1 pseudogene is annotated in these 254 nt (G+C 51.2%); it reads left to right on the top strand.

The window, feature by feature from the left end:
- Window positions 1-236: pseudogene (locus ALO_RS09525) on the top strand (B3/B4 domain-containing protein); the annotation flags it as partial.
- Window positions 237-254: the final 18 nt, after the last annotated feature.

Here is a 254-nt window from a genome sequence, read left to right on the forward strand (position 1 = left end):
TGGTATCCACCGAGGGCAAGCCCTTTTTAGCGGATGATCTGGGCGTCTTCGGCAATCCCACCTCGGATTCCCGGCGCACGGCGGTTACGCTTGCTACGAAGGATTTATTGTCAGTTATTTATGCTGATGAAGAATTGCCGGACTCGGAATTAAGCGAGATCTTGGACTTTACTGCCGAGATGATCGTCCGCTATAATGGCGGCAAGATAGTGCTCAAGCAAATAGCCCGCGCTTAAGGGAACCGTTGAAAAAGG

The sequence above is a fragment of the Acetonema longum DSM 6540 genome (assembly GCF_000219125.1).
Lineage (GTDB): Bacteria > Bacillota > Negativicutes > Sporomusales > Acetonemataceae > Acetonema > Acetonema longum.